The 353-nt window shown below is 62.6% G+C and carries 1 protein-coding gene; it reads left to right on the top strand.

The window, feature by feature from the left end:
* The coding region (locus tag QB898_RS13280) for a hypothetical protein (protein WP_279525330.1) at nucleotides 1-353 on the top strand (353 nt) is incomplete at both ends.

Here is a 353-nt window from a genome sequence, read left to right as displayed (position 1 = left end):
TTCGGGCAGCAGGCCCAAGACACGCCCTTGGCCGCCGCGCCCAGCCTCATGCGTTCCGCCGCGCCCGCCACGGGCTTTGTCGAAGGCGCGCTCATCCACAACCACAAAGGGCCGTGGGCTGAAGATGAACTCATCCACAACCACAAAGGGCCGTGGGTTGAAGATGAACTCATCCACAACCACAAAGGACCGTGGGTTGAAGATGAACTCATCCATAACCACAAAGGACCGTGGGTTGAAGATGAACTCATCCACAGTCACAAAGGACCGTGGGCTGAAGCCGACGCGCTGGCGCAGGCCATGAGCGAGTTCGGGCAGGAAGGCGGGCAGCAGGCCGAGGGCGCGCCGCAGCC

It is taken from the genome of Ottowia cancrivicina (assembly GCF_029813755.1).
Taxonomy (GTDB): domain Bacteria; phylum Pseudomonadota; class Gammaproteobacteria; order Burkholderiales; family Burkholderiaceae_C; genus Ottowia; species Ottowia massiliensis.
This window is presented reverse-complemented; position numbering and strand designations above follow the sequence as displayed.